General features: G+C 58.0%; 16 protein-coding genes. 5 read left to right on the top strand and 11 right to left on the bottom strand.

All coding sequences use genetic code 11. The annotated features are described in order from the left end of the window. Nucleotide 1: 1 nt before the first annotated feature. Nucleotides 2–1,915 (bottom strand): phosphogluconate dehydratase, encoded by a 1,914-nt coding sequence (edd, locus tag CSQ93_RS16850; protein WP_099379038.1) that lies wholly within the window; start codon nucleotides 1,913–1,915, stop codon nucleotides 2–4. A 334-nt stretch (nucleotides 1,916–2,249) separates the two neighbouring features. On the opposite strand from edd, the gene pgi reads away from it, so the two are divergent. Then, nucleotides 2,250–3,914, top strand: a complete 1,665-nt coding sequence (pgi, locus tag CSQ93_RS16845) for a glucose-6-phosphate isomerase (protein WP_099379161.1) — start codon at nucleotides 2,250–2,252, stop codon at nucleotides 3,912–3,914. 14 nt (nucleotides 3,915–3,928) lie between these two features. Then, complete coding sequence (locus CSQ93_RS16840; RefSeq protein ID WP_099379037.1) at nucleotides 3,929–4,825, top strand: SMP-30/gluconolactonase/LRE family protein; 897 nt, start codon at nucleotides 3,929–3,931, stop codon at nucleotides 4,823–4,825. Nucleotides 4,826–4,895: 70 nt separating this feature from the next. Here CSQ93_RS16840 and CSQ93_RS16835 read toward each other — a convergent pair whose 3' ends face one another. Then, nucleotides 4,896–5,849, bottom strand: coding sequence for a chemotaxis protein (locus CSQ93_RS16835; protein ID WP_099379036.1), 954 nt, complete (start codon nucleotides 5,847–5,849; stop codon nucleotides 4,896–4,898). A gap of 172 nt (nucleotides 5,850–6,021) precedes the next feature. On the opposite strand from CSQ93_RS16835, the gene CSQ93_RS28905 reads away from it, so the two are divergent. The 3 genes from CSQ93_RS28905 to CSQ93_RS16825 all read left to right on the top strand — a co-directional run bounded on the left by CSQ93_RS28905 (nucleotide 6,022) and on the right by CSQ93_RS16825 (nucleotide 8,827). Next, nucleotides 6,022–6,219 (top strand): hypothetical protein, encoded by a 198-nt coding sequence (locus CSQ93_RS28905; protein ID WP_158301271.1) that lies wholly within the window; start codon nucleotides 6,022–6,024, stop codon nucleotides 6,217–6,219. A gap of 193 nt (nucleotides 6,220–6,412) precedes the next feature. Further along, nucleotides 6,413–7,885, top strand: a complete 1,473-nt coding sequence (gene zwf, locus CSQ93_RS16830) for a glucose-6-phosphate dehydrogenase (RefSeq protein WP_034750861.1) — start codon at nucleotides 6,413–6,415, stop codon at nucleotides 7,883–7,885. An 87-nt stretch (nucleotides 7,886–7,972) separates the two neighbouring features. Further along, the gene (locus tag CSQ93_RS16825) at nucleotides 7,973–8,827 is read left to right on the top strand and encodes an SIS domain-containing protein (protein WP_034750862.1); all 855 of its coding nucleotides are present in this window, start codon (nucleotides 7,973–7,975) and stop codon (nucleotides 8,825–8,827) included. Nucleotides 8,828–8,967: 140 nt separating this feature from the next. Here CSQ93_RS16825 and CSQ93_RS16820 read toward each other — a convergent pair whose 3' ends face one another. The 9 genes from CSQ93_RS16820 to CSQ93_RS16780 form a co-directional block, all read right to left on the bottom strand. Continuing rightward, the gene (locus tag CSQ93_RS16820; protein ID WP_099379035.1) at nucleotides 8,968–9,423 is read right to left on the bottom strand and encodes a DUF3304 domain-containing protein; all 456 of its coding nucleotides are present in this window, start codon (nucleotides 9,421–9,423) and stop codon (nucleotides 8,968–8,970) included. A 145-nt stretch (nucleotides 9,424–9,568) separates the two neighbouring features. Then, a complete protein-coding gene (locus CSQ93_RS16815; RefSeq protein ID WP_099379034.1) occupies nucleotides 9,569–10,021 on the bottom strand; it encodes a DUF3304 domain-containing protein in 453 nt (150 codons plus the stop codon). Nucleotides 10,022–10,168: 147 nt separating this feature from the next. After that, nucleotides 10,169–10,702, bottom strand: coding sequence for a DUF3304 domain-containing protein (locus tag CSQ93_RS16810; protein WP_099379033.1), 534 nt, complete (start codon nucleotides 10,700–10,702; stop codon nucleotides 10,169–10,171). A 66-nt stretch (nucleotides 10,703–10,768) separates the two neighbouring features. Further along, nucleotides 10,769–11,221, bottom strand: a complete 453-nt coding sequence (locus CSQ93_RS16805; RefSeq protein ID WP_099379032.1) for a DUF3304 domain-containing protein — start codon at nucleotides 11,219–11,221, stop codon at nucleotides 10,769–10,771. A 122-nt stretch (nucleotides 11,222–11,343) separates the two neighbouring features. Beyond that, nucleotides 11,344–11,964: a DUF3304 domain-containing protein gene (locus CSQ93_RS16800; protein WP_099379031.1), complete on the bottom strand. Its 621-nt coding sequence runs from the start codon at nucleotides 11,962–11,964 to the stop codon at nucleotides 11,344–11,346. 67 nt (nucleotides 11,965–12,031) lie between these two features. After that, complete coding sequence (locus CSQ93_RS16795; protein ID WP_099379030.1) at nucleotides 12,032–14,200, bottom strand: phospholipase effector Tle1 domain-containing protein; 2,169 nt, start codon at nucleotides 14,198–14,200, stop codon at nucleotides 12,032–12,034. Between the two features lie 4 nt (nucleotides 14,201–14,204). Continuing rightward, nucleotides 14,205–14,657: a DUF3304 domain-containing protein gene (locus CSQ93_RS16790; RefSeq protein ID WP_158301269.1), complete on the bottom strand. Its 453-nt coding sequence runs from the start codon at nucleotides 14,655–14,657 to the stop codon at nucleotides 14,205–14,207. A gap of 40 nt (nucleotides 14,658–14,697) precedes the next feature. After that, a complete protein-coding gene (locus tag CSQ93_RS16785; RefSeq protein WP_099379028.1) occupies nucleotides 14,698–15,627 on the bottom strand; it encodes a DUF4123 domain-containing protein in 930 nt (309 codons plus the stop codon). 13 nt (nucleotides 15,628–15,640) lie between these two features. Beyond that, nucleotides 15,641–15,930, bottom strand: a 290-nt coding sequence (locus tag CSQ93_RS16780; RefSeq protein WP_158301268.1) for a DUF2345 domain-containing protein, incomplete at its 5' end; no start/stop codon positions are given.

Genomic DNA, 15,930 nt, shown 5'->3' with positions numbered 1-15,930 from the left:
CTTATTTCCTAGCCAAAAAGTCTTCATCGGAACCCGGTACGGTATCACCGACATTGTCGGCGTCGTGCAAGGCGACGGTGGTGGGAATCGGCGACGGCAGGCCGAAGGTGGTGGCACCCTCTTCCGCCGCGCTGACGGTGGAACGGAACATGGAAAACAGCTCGCGGCCCATGCCGACGTGGTTCGGCGACAGGTCGGCCGTGACCAGCGCACGGGCGTGCCAGACGTCGGCCGGCACCAGCGCTTCCAGTACGCCGGTAAAGGCGTCGAGGCGGATGATGTCGCCGTCGCGCACCAGGCCCAGCGGGCCGCCGGCGAGGATTTCAGGCGATACGTGGATGGCGGCAGGCACCTTGCCCGACGCGCCCGACATGCGGCCATCGGTGACCAGCGCCACGTGACGGCCCGCATCCTGCAGGTTGGCCAGCGCGGGGGTCAGCGCATGCAGTTCCGGCATGCCGTTGGCGCGCGGGCCCTGGAAGCGCAGCACGGCAACGAAGTCGCGGTCCAGCGATCCTGCCTTGTAGGCGGCCATGAATTCTTCCTGCGAATTGAACACCAGCGCCGGCGCTTCGACCGTGCGGTGCTGCGGCTTGACGGCCGAGACCTTCATCACGGCGCGGCCCAGGTTACCGGCGACCAGGACCATGCCGCCGTCCGGCGCGAACGGGTTCGAGGCGGGGCGCAGCACGTTTTCGTCGGCGCTGGCGGCCGGTGCATCTTTCCAGAAGACCTTGCCATCTTCACCGAGGAACGGTTCCATGCAGTGCGCGCGCAAGCCGTGGCCCAGGATGGTATTGACGTCTTCGTGCAGCAAGCCCGCGTCCAGCAGTTCGCGGATCAGGTAACCGGTGCCGCCTGCCGCGTGGAAATGGTTCACGTCGGCGTCGCCGTTCGGGTAGATGCGCGTGAGCATCGGCACGATGGCCGACAGTTCATTGAAATCGTTCCAGTCGATGACGATGCCGGCCGCCTTGGCGATGGCCACCAGGTGCAAGGTATGGTTGGTCGAACCGCCCGTGGCCAGCAGACCCACGACGGCGTTGACGATACATTTCTCGTCGACGATATGCCCGACTGGCAAGTAGCTGCCGCTTTGCGCCGTGATGACGGCGGCGCGCTGGGCGGCGGCGGCAGTCAGTGCATCGCGCAGCGGGGTATTTGGCGTGATGAAGGCGGCGCCCGGCAAGTGCAGGCCCATCACTTCCATCAGCATCTGGTTGCTGTTCGCGGTACCGTAGAAGGTACAGGTGCCGGCGCCGTGGTAGGCTTTCGATTCGCCTTCGAGCAAGTCTTCGCGCGTGGCCTTGCCTTGCGCATACAGCTGGCGCACCTTGGCTTTTTCCTGGTTCGACAGGCCCGACGTCATCGGACCGGCCGGCACGAAGACGGCTGGCAAGTGGCCGAAGTGCAACGCGCCGATCAACAGGCCCGGCACGATCTTGTCGCACACGCCCAGGTACAGGGCCGAGTCGAACATATTGTGCGACAACGCCACGGCCGTCGACATGGCGATGGTGTCGCGCGAAAACAGCGACAGTTCCATGCCCGGCTGGCCTTGCGTCACGCCATCACACATGGCAGGCACGCCGCCGGCGAACTGGGCGACAGCGCCCACTTCGCGCACGGCTTGCTTGATAATTTGCGGGAAGCCTTCAAACGGCTGGTGTGCCGACAGCATGTCGTTGTACGAGGACACGATGGCCACGGACGGCTTCTTGTATTCCTTCAGCGACAGCTTGTCGTTGGCGGGAAAGGCGGCAAAGCCGTGCGCCAGGTTGGTGCACGACAGGGCGCCGCGCTGCACGCCCTGGATGCGGGCCGCATCCAGATGCGCCAGGTAGGCGCCGCGCGATGGCCGGCTGCGCGCGATGATGCGCGCTGTTACGGATTCGACTACTGGATGCAGCGCCATATGGATTTCCTTAAAAATGAGTATTTCGTGAAATTTTACTACAAAATGGTCGCGCAGAAGCACTCTTGCAGTGGCCAGTGGCAGAAATAATCCATTTTTCCACGACCTTTCAAGGCAAAACAACAGCATGCCACATCCACCCGTCTTGCGTGCCTATCTATTGCAGCACGGATAAAACGCTGAAAAAACGCTGAAAATGCCATGCGCCTGCACAAACTGTAGTGAAATTACGTTTTTCTGATGTATTATTCTCATACCAATGCCGGATCCGCTGTTCGCCACGACGAACGCGCCGCGCTCCTTTCAACCGAGACAAGCACCCAAGCCGACCGCCATGCGCCAGCCAGCACCTACTCCTGCCATCACCGCCACCGCCAGTTTCCAGTCCCTGCAAGCGCACAGCGCCAGCCTGCGCGACGTGCATCTGCGCCAGCTGTTCGCCGCAGATCCAGCACGTTTCTCGACAATGACGGTCGATGCAGCCGGCCTGCTGCTCGATTACTCGAAGAACAGGGTCGACGCCACCGCCATGGCGCTGCTGATGGACCTGGCCCGCGAGCGCGGCGTGGAAGCACAGCGCGAAGCCATGTTCACTGGCGAGAAAATCAATCTTACCGAACATCGGGCCGTTCTGCATACGGCTTTGCGCGCGCCACGCGGCACCAAGCTGGTCGTCGATGGCCAGGATATCGATGCCGACGTGCAAGATGTGCTGCAACGCGTGAAGGCGTTTACGGACAAAGTACGCAATGGCAGCTGGCTCGGCTACACGGGCAAACCGATTTGCGACATCGTCAACATCGGCATCGGCGGTTCGGACCTGGGTCCGAAAATGGCTTGCCTGGCCTTGCGCTCGTACGCCAACCCGGGCCTGGAAATGCACTTTGTTTCCAACGTCGACGGGCACGACATGGAAGCGACCCTGTCGAAAGTCGATCCGGAAACGACCCTGTTCATCGTGGCCTCAAAAACTTTTGTGACGGCTGAAACCATGCTCAATGCCAACACGGCGCGCGCCTGGTTCCTGCTCGAAGGCGAAGAAAAGGATTTGGCGCAACATTTTGTGGCCGTCTCGACCAACACACAAGCCATCGTCGACTTCGGCATTTCACCGGACAACATGTTCCCGTTCTGGGACTGGGTCGGCGGCCGCTATTCCGTCTGGTCGTCGATCGGCCTGGCCGTGGCCCTGTCCGTCGGCTTTGAATACTTCAGCGATTTCCTCGCCGGCGCGCATGCGATGGACCAGCACTTCCGCCAGGCGCCGCTGGAACAGAACATGCCCGTCGTGCTGGCCATGGTGGGCTTCTGGAACCGCCAGTTCCTCGATTGCAGCTCCGTTTCCATCGCGCCGTACCACCAGGATTTGAGCCGCTTCGCCGCCTATCTGCAACAGCTGGACATGGAAAGCAACGGCAAGCGCGTCACCAAGGATGGCGTGCCCGTCGACGTGCCCACCGGCCCCGTCATCTGGGGCGATTGCGGCACGAATGCGCAGCACGCGTATTTCCAGCTGCTGCACCAGGGTACCGACATCACGCCCATCGATTTCATCGCCGCCCTGCGCGCCACGCACGATTTGCCGGGCCACCACGACGCCCTGCTGGCAAACTGCTTCGCCCAGTCGGAAGCCTTCATGACAGGCAAGACGGGCGAGGAAGTGCGCCTTGATTTGCAGGCGCAAGGCTTGCCGGAAAGCGAGATCGAAGCGCTGGTGCCGCACAAAACTTTCCCCGGCAACCGCCCCAGCAATACCATTTTGATGGACCAGCTGACCCCGACCACCCTGGGCGCCCTGATCGCGCTGTACGAACACAAGACCTTCGTGCAGGGCGTCTTGTGGAACGTCAACAGTTTTGATCAGTGGGGCGTGGAACTGGGCAAGGTGCTGGCCAAGAAAATCCAGGCCGAACTGACGGGCGAAGCCCGTCCCGACCACCACGACAGCTCGACCAATGGCTTGATTGCCCTGGCTAAAGCCGCCAAGGCGGCGTACTAACTTAATTGAGGTTTATGAATATTTACGAAATCAAAGTAGTGAGCGACAAGCCCATGCAAGTGGGCGAATGCCCGCTATGGCATGGCAAGGAAGCGGCCCTGTACTGGGTCGATATCGATGGCCGCGCCGTGCACCGCTTGCACCCGGCCAGCGGCAAGCATGAGCAATGGAACATGCCGACGGAACCGTCGGCGCTGGCGATCAACGCCGGCGGCGGCCTGATCGTGGCCTTGCGCAGCGGCTTTGCCCACCTCGATACAAAAACGGGCAGCCTGGCGGAAATCGCCCCGGCGCCGTTCGACATGGCCACCACGCGCTTCAACGATGGCAAGGTCGACCCGGCCGGCCGTTTCTGGGTCGGCACGATTTTCGAGCCGCGCAGCGCCGATGCTGCAGAAATGTTCGTGCTAGAAAAGGGACAAGTACGCAAGGTCTGGTCGGGCGGCATGACCGTGTCGAACGGCCTGGGTTTCAGTCCGGACAAGCGCACCATGTACCACTCGGATACCACCACGCACCGCATCGACCGCTTCGATTTCGATGCGGCCACGGGTGCCATTTCCGCGCCGCAGCCGTTCCAGCGTTTTTCCACGGACAAGAAAGCATTTGATTACGGCGGGCGCCCCGATGGCGCGGCCGTCGACAGCGAAGGCAATTACTGGTCGGCCATGTTTGAAGGCGGCAAGATCTTGCGCTTCGCCCCCGATGGCCATCTGCTGGGCGAAATTACCGTGCCCGTGCGTTGCCCCACCATGGTGACGTTCGGCGGCCCCGACCTGCGCACCCTGTACATCACCAGCGCCAGCCACAACCGGTCAAACGCCGAGATCGCCGACTACCCGTTGACGGGCCACGTGCTGTCCGTGCGCGTGGACGTGGAGGGACAGCCGGAGACGGCTTACCAGGCGTAGTCGTTTGCCAGCATGAAAAAGCGCCGGACCCTCGCGGGTACCGGCGCTTTTTCATATGCGAGCGAGCTGATTAACGCGCCAGCACCTTGCGGATGGTTTCCGCCAATTCCGCCGCCACGAACTTGGCCACGTAGCCATCCGCACCGACGCCCTTGACGTGGTCTTCGTTGGTCGAGCCCGTCAACGAAGAGTGGATCACCACGGGAATGTTGGAGAAACGGCCATCGTTCTTGATGTTGCGCGTCAAGGTAAAGCCATCCATTTCCGGCATTTCCAGGTCGGTCAGCACCAGCGCGACCTTGTCTTTCGCCGTCTTGCCTTCGGTAGCCGCCTGGGCCGAGATCGCCTGCAGGCGTTCCCACGCTTCCTTGCCCGTCTTGGTCATGATGAAAGGCACGCCCATCGCTTCGAGGCCCTTTTCGATCAGCGAGCGGGCCAGCGAGGAATCATCGGCCGCGAGGATCACGGCGCCTGCCGGCAAGCGCACTTGCGGGCCGATGCTGTTCTCGTCCACATCCGGGTCGCCCGACGGCAGCACGTTGCGCAGGATTTGTTCCACGTCCAGCACTTGTGCCAGGCGTGTCTTGTCCGTGTCGCCATCGAGGCGCGCGATACTGGTGACGAGGCCGCCGCCGACGCTCGACTCGGCCGACAGTACCTGATTCCATTCCAGGCGCACGATTTCATCGACCTCTTCCACGGCAAACGCCTGTGTCGAGCGGGCAAATTCAGTCACCATCAGGATCTTCAAACCATTGCTCTTGCAGCCGACCGCCATCGGCAAGTCGATCACGGGCACGATCTGGCCACGGATATTGACCACGCCCAGCATGTGCGGGTGCGAGCCAGCCACGGCCGTGATGGCCGGCATTTCCATGATTTCACGGACTTTGAACACATTGATGCCGAATAGTTCGCGGCTGGTCGAGTGATCACTGGTGCCCAGCTTGAACAGGAACAGTTCGAATTTGTTATTGCCTGTCAGGCTGGTACGTTCATCGACATCTTGCTGCATTGAATTCATTGTGTCCCCTTGAGCCGTCTTGTAAAGTTAAGTCGCCTGCCCCTGATGCTGCGGGCAATGCGGACTGCACGTCGCATGGACGTCGGATGGCGGGTTCGGGGCATGGCCGGCGCTAGCGGTGCAGTGTGTATCGTACAATTTCTTACAACCAATAGTTGCTATCGATTTGATCTTGAATTATACGGTTTTTTACTTTCTTCAAAGCTACTTTACGCTGCCAACGGCGATCCTGACAGCATTTCTTGATTTGCTTGTTGCTACAGCGCAAATGATGACGGAGAGAATCGAAAATTTCCGTGGCAACCATGGTTGCTTTGAAAAGCCAGGCAAGAAGCATGGCACAGCGCCAGCAGCGGCGAACGGCATATAATGGCCATGCTGGCATCACTGGCAAGAATACCGGGCAAAATGGCGACGGCAGCGGATGGAATGTAGTAAAATTTCTTGCAATTGCCTGTTCTACGTAGTAAATTTACACCACCGATTATAGTAGCGACAGACTGGCACTTCCGGTCGGCTTTCTCCCCGCTCCGGCCCTTTTACTTTTGCGACGACACTCACTTATGGCACTTACCGATTTTGACCTGGTCCTGTTTGGCGGCAGCGGCGATTTAGCAATGCGCAAGTTGTTGCCTGCAATGTATGCGCGCGACGTCGCGAACGATTTGCCGCCGACGGCGCGCATCATCTGTGTGGGCCGCCAGGACAGCGGCCAGGATGCCTTCCTGAAGATGGTAGAGACCAACTCGCGTCCCCATATCAAGGCCAGCACCCTGAATGCCGCCACCTGGAGCAAATTTTGCGCGCGCATCGTGTATGTGTCGCTCAACGCCAGCGATGCGGCCACGTACGCGCCGCTGGTCGAAGCACTGCGCGGCGATGCCGACCTGACGCGCGTGTACTACCTGGCGACGCCGCCGCATCTGTTCGCCCTCATCTGCGACAACCTGGAAGACAATGGCCTGGTGACGCCGAATTCGCGCGTGGTGCTGGAAAAGCCGCTGGGCCGTGACCTGGCCAGCGCCAAGCAGATCAACGCCGAAGTGGGCAAGGTCTTCCAGGAATCGCAGATCTACCGTATCGACCATTACCTGGGCAAGGAAACCGTGCAGAACTTGCTGGCCCTGCGCTTCGGCAATATCCTGTTCGAACCGCTGTGGCGCCGCGAATGGATTTCCGACGTGCAGATCACCATCGCCGAAAAGCTGGGCGTGGGCAACCGCATGGGTTACTACGACACCTCGGGCGCGCTGCGCGACATGCTGCAAAACCACTTGCTGCAACTGCTGTGCATCGTCGCCATGGAACCGCCGACCTCGATCGCGCCGGACGCCGTGCGCGATGAAAAGCTGCAAGTGCTGCGCTCGCTGAAAAAATTCACGCCCACCACCCTGGCGCAAAACATCGTGCGCGGCCAGTACCGCGCCGGCCACGTCGACGGCGCCACCGTGCCGAGCTACCGCGACGAACCGGATGCGCCGGAACATTCGCGCACCGAAACCTTCGTTGCCCTGAAGGCGGAAATCGACACCTGGCGCTGGGCCGGCGTGCCGTTCTACCTGCGCACGGGCAAGCGCATGGCCGACAGCCTGGCCGAGATCGTCGTGCGCTTCAAGCAGATTCCGCATTCGATCTTCAACCAGCCGACGTCCAGCTTCCAGCCGAACTGCCTGGTGATCCGTTTGCAGCCGGACGAAGGCTTGCGCATGAATTTGATGGCGAAAACCCCGGGCGACGGCATGCGTTTGAAACCGGCGGAACTGGAACTCGATTTCCGCGAATCGTTCAAGACCCCGCGCATGGACGCCTACGAGCGCCTGCTGCTCGACGTCCTGCGCGGCCAGCTGACGCTGTTCATGCGCGGCGACGAACTGGAAGCGGCCTGGGAATGGGTCGAGCCGATTCTCGACAACTGGGAACAGAACGACAGCGCGCCGATTCCGTACACGGCAGGCACCTGGGGTCCGGCCGCAGCCAGCGCCCTGATCGGCCGCGATGGCTTGCAGTGGCGTGAAGAAGCACTACCCGAGGATTAACAGGCAAAACAGGGGCCTGCCCGCAGATGGGCAGGCCTTTTACCTATTATCCCTACACTCCTGAACACCTACCAGAAGACTACCCTGATGCTGCTTGATTCCATCCGCACCCAGCTCGATTCGCTCTCCAAGTCGGAGAAGAAGGTCGCGCTGGCCGTGCTTGACCAGCCGAACCAGACGGTCAGCCAGAACATCACGGCGCTGGCGAAAAGCGCGCAGGTGTCGGAACCGACCGTGGTGCGCTTTTGCCGCACGCTGGGCTACGACGGCTGGCATGAATTCAAGCTGAAGCTGGCGCAGGGCCTGGCCCTGGCCATGCCGGGCGCGAACGAGCAGCCGGCGCAGGACGACCTGGCGGCCGACCTGGTAAATAAAATCTGCAGCCGTTCGATCAACACCCTGCTCGACCTGCGCAACAACCTGAACCCGGAAGCGATCCAGCGCGCGCTCGACATCCTGTCGCGCGCCAGCAAGATCGAATTCTATGGCCAGGGCACATCGGGCATCGTGGCGGCCGACGCGCAGCACAAGTTCTTCCGTTCGGGCGTACCGACGGTGGCCTACAGCGATCCGAACATCCACAGTATCGCCGCGGCCCTGCTGCGCGGCGGCGACTGCCTGGTGGCCATCTCGCAGCGCGGCAACAGCCCCGCCCTGGTCCGCTCCGTGAAACTGGCGCGCCGCGGCGGCGCCGACGTCGTCGTGCTGGCCCCATCGGGCACGCCGCTGGCCGACCTGGCAACCGTGCTGATCCCGATCGACCTGGTCTTCAACACCGACCCCTACACCCCGATTTCGGCGCGCCTGGCCTACCTGGTCGTGATCGACGTGCTGGCCGTGGGCCTGGCCCTGCAGCGCGGGCCGGAATTCCGCAAGAAAATGCAAAATGCGCAGAAAGCGCTGCAGGAATTCGACATGCAGTTCGATTCCTTCATCGGCTGATCCCCGATCGGCGCCAGCCTCGCTGGTGCCGCTCCGTATCCAAACGTCTCCATCGGACCAGGATATCTCTTCCTTGATCTCACATCAGGAACCGATACACGCGCAGCCTTTGCATCGAAAGATCAGCCCACCATCCGTGTCTAAGAATTGGGATCCTTTGGTTTCCCATAGTGGCGTATCGGATGAGCAGTGCTATATCCGGGATAAATTGAAACCACAACCCGAACTTCGTCGTTTGGAAAAAAATGGATATAAATACTTCCTGTTTCATCGTATTTTTCCACTTCCACCATTTTTTCTTTAATAGTATGTTTTAGTCCATCCGGCATATCCCACCGCACCAGCACCATCATTCCCGGATACCACGCTCTCGGAATGGAGGCACAGCAAACTTCAGGTCCTCCCGCTCCCCATCTGGCCATATTGGCACCTCCCGCCCCATCCACCGACGCGGAATAAATATATTTTCCCGTATGATTGACAATACCCACCTGCGCTATCGAGGTAGGACCTGGGCCGGCTTCCTCGACCTGCCTGGCCTTGAACGCACAGCCGCTCAGCAGCAAAGCAGCGCCAAGATAAATAATCCATTTCATGATTTTCACCTTGCAGAAAATGCCACGTCGTTTTTCACTTTACCGCCACATACGGCAATAGAAAATAGGGGGATGCCCATGCGTGGATGCGTCAAGAAAAAATGCTGGGAAGCGGTCCAGAAATGGAATTTTATCGATCATCTTATCAAGGAAGATTGGCAGGTTTTTCGGAGTGAAGAATAGGATGGATTTTGCTAGGCCCTCCAGCATTTGACACAACCACTCTCACCTCGTCATTCTCAAAAAAATGCATATAAATATCTCCTGGTCTATCATATTTTTCCACTTCCACCATTTTTTCTTTGACAACGTCGGTATGCCCCTCAGGCATATTCCAACGCACCAAGACTTTCATACCCGGATGCCACACTCGAGGAATAGATGCGCAGCAAATATTGGCAAGTCCCGCCCCCCATCTGGCCATATTCCCCCCTCCCGCCCCATCCACCGATGCGGAATAAATATACTTCCCCGTATGATTGACAATACCCACCTGCGCCGTCGCGGTAGGACTCGGGCCGGCTTGCTCAACCTGCCTGGCCTTGAGGGCGCAACCGCTCAGCAGCAAGACAGTGCCAAGATACATAATCCATTTCATGATTTTCACCTTGCAAAAAATGCTACGTGGTTTTTCTACTTTACTACCATATACGGCAATAGAAAATAAGGGACTGTCCACACGTGGATGCTTCAAGAAAAAGTGCTCGGAAGCGGTCCAGAAATGGAAATTTTATCGATCATCCTATCAAGGAAGATTGGCAGGTTTTCCGGAGTGAAGAATAGGATGAGTTTTTGCCCCCCCTCCAGCATTTGACACGACAACCCTCACCTTATCATTGGGGAAGAAATGCATATAGATATCGCCAGGCTCATCGTATTTTTCCACTTCCACCATTTTTTCTTTAATAATATGTTTTAGTCCATCCGGCATATCCCACCGCACCAAGACCATCATTCCCGGATACCACACTCGAGGAATGGATGTGCAGCAAATATTGGCAAGCCCCGCCCCCCATCTGGCCATATTCCCTCCTCCGGCCCCATCCACCGACGCGGAGTAAATAAATTCGCCCGTATGATTCACGATACCCACCTGCGCCGTCGCGGTCGGACTTGGGCCGACTTGCTCAACCTGCCTGGCCTTGATGGCGCAGCCGCTCAGCAGCAAGACAGTGCCAAGATACATAATCCATTTCATGGTTTTCACCTTACAAAAAATGCTACGTTGTTTTTCTACTTTACTGCCATATACGGCAATAGAAAATAGGGGACTGTCCATACGTGGATGCTTCAAGAAAAAGTGGTCGGAAGCGGTCCAGAAATGGAAATTTTATCGATCATCCTATCAAGGAATATTGGCAGGTTTTCCGGAATGAAAAATAGGATGATTTTTACTATGGCCGTCCACATTTGACACAACCACTCTCACCTCGTCATTGGGAAAAAAATGCATATAGATATCTCCTGGCCTATCATATTTCTCAACTTCCACCATTTTTTCTTTAATAATATGTTTTAGTCCATCCGGCATATCCCACCGCACCCGAACCATCATTCCCGGATACCACACTCTCGGGATAGAGGCGCAGCAAACTTCGGCTCCCCCCGCTCCCCATCTGGCCATATTGGCTCCTCCCGCCCCATCCACCGATGCTGAGTAAATATACTTACCGGTATGGTTCACAATACCCACCTGCGCCGTCGCGGTAGGACTTGGGCCGCCTTGCTCAACCTGCCTGGCCTTGAAGGCACAGCCGCTCAACAGCAAGACAGTGCCAAGATACATAATCCATTTCATGGTTTTCACCTTGCAAAAATGCTACGTTGTTTTTCTACTTTACTGCCATATACGGCAATAGAAAATAGGGGACTGTCCACACGTGGATGGTTCAACAGAATAGCTTTTGGCTAAAAAAGCAGTCATGGATTTCCTTCCAAGCTTTGGATGACTTTTTTCTGAAACTCAATGATTTCCTGAATCTCCTTTACCTTCTCGTCTGGCAAAGAAATCCCTCTAAGCAACAGTCCTCTTTCCAGCGTAAGTAAGCTAGCTTTTTCTCTCTTCAATTTCTGCTTACGACGCTCATCCCGATACTCCTTCGTCGGCACCGGATACCCCTTGATTTTTCCCGGCCACTCCGGTCGGCTCGGTCCGTAAAGCGACACCACGGCTCCCACGCTGCCATCTTCATAGACGATCAGCCAGATATCGCCCGCCTTCCCATCCGGATACTGTGGAACACTGACCGTCTCGCGATGAAAGGTCGGGTCCGGGGACAACTGATAGACCACCACCACCTTCAAATCCGCATGCCACTTTTCCGGCACGGTGAAACAGCATATCGATCCGCCCTGCCCGTATGGACGGATCGAATCGCCACCGCCGCCGCTGTTGGTATTGCCAGGATTTTCAACCGCGATGTAATCGACTTCGCGCGAAGAATAATTCAGCGCCTGAATGCTCGCGGCCATGGCGACGCCGGGTAAACATGCGGCCAGCAAGAGGACTCGCCAGCAATGGTGCTTGAGCAACGTCGTCATGATGTCATCGCTATCTATAAAATCGCCAAATGAATCTACCCGGCTCCAGCCGCGCTGAAATCACGCTCTATGCGAGCGCCTCGGCACGCGTTGCGTAGCGCTGCTGCGCCAGGTAAATCTCTTCATCGGATTTGGCCTGCGCAATATCCTGTGTTAAGTTTTCGCTCCACACAAATTCTTCGGGTGCTTCTTTCGCCTCGATGCCGGCCGTCGGCATGCGTTGCAGCTCCTTCTCGTGCACGCTTTTCCGGAAGAAACCGCTTTGCGGGTAATAGCCTCGGCGCAAGATATAGCCGCCACCCTCGCGCCGCGTATAGGTTTGCGTGGTAATCGCCCAGCTGCGCATGTCGGCGCTGTCGGCATCCGTGCGGATCGGATAGGGAGTGCCATACTGCGCTTCCTTGACCAGTGCTTCCTCTTCCGGCGTCAATGCTTCGCCATTCTTCTGTTTCAGTTGCGCGGCTTCCGTCTTTCGGCTGAGCTCATATACGCGTTTATAAAAACGTTCTTCAGGTGGTTTATTGGCGAACGAGGCGATCCTGGCCCGCTTGTCGTATTCCGTCACTTCGCCTGCCATATAAAAACCGGCCAACGAATCATGTACATAGTCGTCAAAAAACCGCATCACTTCGGGCGGCAGCGGTTTGGGGTGATCGAATATGTCGAGCGCCCATGATTCCCAATCATCCAAGGAGATGTGATTTTGGGCTCGATAGTATTGCCAGTGATTGATGCGCGCAATGTCCCGGGCACTGAACGGTTGCCCCTCATCGCCATGAAGGAAGGCTTTGCGCGCGCGCAGCGCTTCCAGATCGCCTGCCAGCAAACGGTTGTAGGAACCCAGATCCTCCCGCTCTTGCGCGCTGGCCGCCTTGAAGCTGGCCGTGGCTTCCAGGGTCTTGACGCGCGCGGCGCGCCAGCGGTAATACAGCTCCATGTGCTTGCTCAGCAAGGCGCCTTGCTTGTTAAGCTCGGCGGTATATGCTTCCCATGCTTTGGCAAGCTCTTGACTGACCTGGAAATCCTCCTGATCGCGAAGTTCCAGTTCGCTGAACGGTATCAAGGGCACGCCCTTGAGGCGCGCTTCCTTGAACATATGCGCCAGCGGGATTTGCGACAACAAGGCCGCTTGTCCGCCACGCCCCTTTCCCTGCTCGCCCGGACCATAGCCGCCTCCTACGTCCGAGTGCACGCCAGGGAAATACACTTCCTCGATTTTCCCTGTCAGGCGCGTGACGGGAAAATTCATGCGCTGCTCATGCGTGGCAATACAATGCAGACCTGCCTGGACGCAGGACGGCAATGGTTTGAGCAATTCATTGGCCCAGGCCCAATGGCCATCGAACATCGCGCCAGGCGCGATCGTGGTTTTCGCGACAGACGCCGAGCTGCCCACGGTTGCCACCGTGTCAAAGACGCCAAGAAAATCGATGCTGGCAAGGATGCCGGCAAACTCCGGCCCCTTCTCGCCCGGCTTGAGCAAATCGGCAAACAGCTGACAGAACGCCACCGCCTCGGCGGCGCCCCGCGAAAAACCGAACACGGACAGGGTCAGCGATGGAATATTCGGCTTGGGCCGTGCCGCCATCGCCTCCCTTAGTTTTTCAATATGCTCAGCGAACCAGTCCGAGTGAGTCATGAAGCGCTCCCTGCCGGTTGAGGGATGCGGCACCTTTTTGTGGCCTACGGCATTATCATAAGCACGGGCAAGTTCGCCAGCCTTATCTGATTTATATAATGGAGTTTCATCTCCATATACCGTTCGATGAATTGCATTTAGAACCTGCAACAATCCCCAGATAATGCGCGGCTGCCCTCCTTTGGCAAAAGCTTTCCCCTCATCCGATTCAGTCAATTCACCGATTTCCGCAAATGGCGTTCCCACGCCAGGAATATAATTTCGAAAATATCCAGCACCCCGCTTATTCGATGGAAAACTCGAAAATAGCCGCGCCACATTGCTATGACTGGCGCTATTGGCGTCGACTACAGCATTACTTATAGAAATAGGCTTCTTTGTTTTCGGGTCGAGCACGCCTGTCCTAACCCCATTCCTATCGCGCTCCAGATTATTATTGGTTCCATCAAAGAAAAGTCCAACCCTTACTGGAATACTGCACGGCGCGCTATCTTTATTAGCACATGCCTCCTTGGAAATTTCGGATTGTTCTTTCGTCGACGGTTTTAGAAAGAAATCGACGGGAAACGGCGCGGAATTGGGAGTTTCACTGATCATAATATCAAGGAATATTGGCAGGTTTTCCGGAGTGAAGAATAGGATGAGTTTTTGCCCCCCCTCCGGCATTTGACACGACAACTCTCACCTCATCATTGGGGAAGAAATGCATATAGATATCCCCAGGCTCATCGTATTTTTCCACTTCCACCATTTTTTCTTTGATAACGTCGGTACGCCCTTCAGGCATATTCCAACGCACCAAGACTTTCATTCCCGGATACCATACCCGCGGAATAGAAGCACAACAAACATCAGCCCCCCCCGCTCCCCATCTGGCCATATTGGCTCCTCCCGCGCCATCAACCGATGCGGAATAAATATACTTCCCCGTATGGTTGACAATACCCACCTGCGCCGTCGCGGTAGGACTTGGGCCAGCTTGCTCAACCTGCCTGGCCTTGAGGGCGCAGCCGCTCAACAGCAAGGCAGTGCCAAGATACATAATCCATTTCATGATTTTCCTTTTATCAAAGTAAGTAGTTGAATGAACAAGGCTAGGCAGCCGAGCGCGCCTGCCAGAAATCGTCGGGCAGCGTGTCGAGCTCGGACAGGTAATTCGCCCCCTGGCGCGTGCGCCGCAACAGGCTGGCCATCGCAGGATGCAAGGTGAAATCATCGGCCAGCATCAAGGCCAAGGCGCTGAAATGCTGACGCTGGCCCGCCGCCTCGATGCCGCTGGCGTTTGCCACAAACAAATGACGCGCCACGCGCGCGTGGCACTGGGCCGGGGTACCGGAATGAAACAGATCCGGCTGCACATCATGCAGGTTGGCAAGGATGGCGTCGGCTTCGGCGCTATCCACCAGGGCGGCGAAGGCGTCGTCGCCGAGGGGGAATTTATCAAACTCCGCAGGGACGGGACTGGGCTGCGCCTCGCCCTGCCAACTGATCAGCGAACCATCGCGCTGCAGCGACCACCAGCGGTAAATGGGGCTCAGCAAATGCGCGGACTGCGTTTCAGTCAAGGCTGCCAGCAAGGCCGGCAATGTGCGGCTATCGGCCCAGCGCACGGGCCATTCGACGGTGTCTGGCGTGATGGCAATCAAATAGGGGCGCAGATGCTGTTCCAGCTGGTCGATATCGAGCGTGCTGGCGATGATGCTGAGCATGGGCTTGCCTGCGCACAGCGAAAACAGGCGCTGCAGCCACTCGGTCTGCTCGCTGCTTGCCGATGGCGCAGCCATTAAATGCGGTGCAGCGCTCTTGAAGTTTTGCAGCGAGGTATACGCATACAGCGACTGGCGCCGCAAGCGGCTCGGGTAGCGCTTGGTGAAAAATTCCTCGTCGCAGGCGCCGTCGAGCAGCGCCAGCAGATGCAGGGGCTGGCTGCCGTTCGCCACTACCTCGTCCGCACGCAAGGCCTGCAGTTGCTGCGCGATCAGCGCTGGAACTTCTGGGTCGGGAACATCGATGGCAAAGTACATCAGAGCTCCTTTTCTAGGCTGCCGTGGGCGCGACAAACGGGCTGCCGCTACGCAAGGCCGCCAGCAGGCACGCTTTGCAGACGCTGGCAGGCAGCGCCGGCAATGGATAAGCCAGCCGCTCCGGCCCGATAAAACTCTTCTTGCCGGCATGCACCGTGATCTTGCCCGGGCACTGCACGGTGATGTTGCCGCCCTCGATGGTGATGTTGGCGCCGCCCGCCGTCGACAGGCGGATGCTTTTCGCCGCCGCCCAGTCGATGTGCGCGGCGGCGCTGACGATATTGACTTCCTCGCGCGCCTGCA

The sequence above is a fragment of the Janthinobacterium sp. BJB426 genome, from assembly GCF_002735705.1.
Taxonomy (GTDB): domain Bacteria; phylum Pseudomonadota; class Gammaproteobacteria; order Burkholderiales; family Burkholderiaceae_D; genus Janthinobacterium.
Note: the sequence above shows the minus strand (reverse complement) of the source record. Positions and strands in the feature narration are given on the sequence as shown.

Excerpts from the sequence above, each read along its gene's own strand:
- CSQ93_RS16825 (WP_034750862.1), top strand. The coding sequence starts at position 7,973 with ATGCTGCTTGATTCCATCCGCACCCAGCTCGATTCGCTCTCCAAGTCG.
- zwf (WP_034750861.1), top strand. The coding sequence starts at position 6,413 with ATGGCACTTACCGATTTTGACCTGGTCCTGTTTGGCGGCAGCGGCGAT.
- CSQ93_RS16820 (WP_099379035.1), bottom strand. The coding sequence starts at position 9,423 with ATGAAATGGATTATTTATCTTGGCGCTGCTTTGCTGCTGAGCGGCTGT.
- CSQ93_RS16800 (WP_099379031.1), bottom strand. The coding sequence starts at position 11,964 with ATGACGACGTTGCTCAAGCACCATTGCTGGCGAGTCCTCTTGCTGGCC.
- CSQ93_RS16840 (WP_099379037.1), top strand. The coding sequence starts at position 3,929 with ATGAATATTTACGAAATCAAAGTAGTGAGCGACAAGCCCATGCAAGTG.
- CSQ93_RS16805 (WP_099379032.1), bottom strand. The coding sequence starts at position 11,221 with ATGAAATGGATTATGTATCTTGGCACTGTCTTGCTGTTGAGCGGCTGT.
- CSQ93_RS16835 (WP_099379036.1), bottom strand. The coding sequence starts at position 5,849 with ATGAATTCAATGCAGCAAGATGTCGATGAACGTACCAGCCTGACAGGC.
- CSQ93_RS16815 (WP_099379034.1), bottom strand. The coding sequence starts at position 10,021 with ATGAAATGGATTATGTATCTTGGCACTGTCTTGCTGCTGAGCGGTTGC.
- pgi (WP_099379161.1), top strand. The coding sequence starts at position 2,250 with ATGCGCCAGCCAGCACCTACTCCTGCCATCACCGCCACCGCCAGTTTC.
- CSQ93_RS16785 (WP_099379028.1), bottom strand. The coding sequence starts at position 15,627 with ATGTACTTTGCCATCGATGTTCCCGACCCAGAAGTTCCAGCGCTGATC.
- CSQ93_RS16795 (WP_099379030.1), bottom strand. The coding sequence starts at position 14,200 with ATGATCAGTGAAACTCCCAATTCCGCGCCGTTTCCCGTCGATTTCTTT.
- edd (WP_099379038.1), bottom strand. The coding sequence starts at position 1,915 with ATGGCGCTGCATCCAGTAGTCGAATCCGTAACAGCGCGCATCATCGCG.
- CSQ93_RS16790 (WP_158301269.1), bottom strand. The coding sequence starts at position 14,657 with ATGAAATGGATTATGTATCTTGGCACTGCCTTGCTGTTGAGCGGCTGC.
- CSQ93_RS16810 (WP_099379033.1), bottom strand. The coding sequence starts at position 10,702 with ATGGACAGTCCCCTATTTTCTATTGCCGTATATGGCAGTAAAGTAGAA.